Genomic DNA, 1,598 nt, shown 5'->3' on the forward strand with positions numbered 1-1,598 from the left:
AAGAAAACCCGTACAATTAAGTTTGTACGGGTTTTCTTGCGTTGACGACTCCTCTATTCTCAGGTCTATTTCCATAATGAAAAAAATATCAATTCTTCTACTCATATTCCTTCTGCAAGCCTGCGTTCATAAAAATATAGAGCGCGAATTCGATCAAGTTAAGCTTAATCCCGTTGCACTACGAATGTTTCTTGCAGAAATGCCGAAGGGGGCAGAGCTTCATACTCATTTGTCCGGGATTCCATATGCAGAAGATTACTTGACCTGGGCTGCCGCTGAAGATGCGTGCATTAAGATTTCAGACAGCCGCCTTGTTACTAAACCATGTAACAATGGAACGGTTGCCGCTACGCAGGCATTTAGTAAAAGCAATATTTGGAATACTGCTGTAGATGCCTTATCCGTTAGGCAGAACCTTCGCGATAATCGGATGTGGGGTCATGACCATTTTTTTTCGACTTTTAGTAAATTTGGAATTGCAAAACAAAATGTCGGGAGCTTATTAGCCCATGCCGCGAAGCAAGCCCATCGTGATAAAGTTCAATATGTCGAAGCAATGCTTTCTATTTATGGTCCAAGGTGGGTTACTCCTTGGTCAAAACTCATCAAGTGGGATGGAAATTTTCAAACCGCGCTGAATAAGCTAAAGATTAATGGATTCTTTTCAGAGATGGATTACTCAATTGAAATGCTAAACAAGGCCGAGTCTTTAAAGATAAATATTCTTGGCTCTGGCCCTGGCAGTAAGGTTCTAATTCATTATATTAACCAAATTTATAGAGGAGCAACTCCTTCATACGTGTTTGCTCAGATGGCTTGGTCGTTTGAATTGGTCAAACGTGATCCAAGAGTTGTTGCTCTAAATTTAGTCGGCCCTGAAGATTCGCCCATTTCAGTTCGGGATTATCAATTACATATGGAGATGTTGGATTTTTTTCATAATCTGTACCCAGATGTACCCATTACACTTCATGCAGGTGAGCTAACCGGAGGTATTACAACTCCACAAGCTCTCTCGAATCACATCAGGTTAGCTTTAATCAAAGGACATGCTCAGCGTATAGGGCATGGGGTTGATATTTCTTATGAAGAATACGCGCGAGATACACTTGATTTGATGAGTGCCAATGGCATTGCGTTGGAGTCTTTACTTTCAAGTAATGACGTCATATTGCATGTTGCTGGGAAAGATCATCCTTTGCGCACTTATATGTCAGCGGGAGTACCTGTTACGTTATCATCCGATGATATGGGCGTAGCTCGCTCGACACTTACAAACGAATATGTTCGAGCAGCTCTTGAACAGGGATTCACCTATGAAAACCTGAAGAAAGCTGCGCGTAATTCTCTTGAGTATTCTTTTCTAAATGGTGAATCGCTATGGTCTGACTACGAGAGGGGGCGCATGAAATCATATTGTTTAGAAGGTCATAGCTTGGATGAAGAGTGTGTGTCTTTTTTGACGATAAGCGAAAAGGCTAGTCAGCAGATGTCCCTTGAGAAAAAAATCAAGATCTTTGAAGCTAACTATAACAATCTATACATATAACACCTTCCCCCCCCCATTAAAAAGTTTTGGGAGCCTTGACCCCTTTTCC

The 1,598-nt window shown here is 41.4% G+C and carries 1 protein-coding gene; it reads left to right on the plus strand.

Going from position 1 to position 1,598, the window contains the following annotated elements:
* On the plus strand, positions 1 to 1,549 hold a 1,549-nt coding region (locus tag BR06_RS0119055), incomplete at its 5' end, for a hypothetical protein (RefSeq protein WP_328285940.1).
* Positions 1,550 to 1,598 lie beyond the last annotated feature (49 nt).

The sequence above is a fragment of the Maridesulfovibrio frigidus DSM 17176 genome (genome assembly GCF_000711735.1).
GTDB lineage: Bacteria > Desulfobacterota > Desulfovibrionia > Desulfovibrionales > Desulfovibrionaceae > Maridesulfovibrio > Maridesulfovibrio frigidus.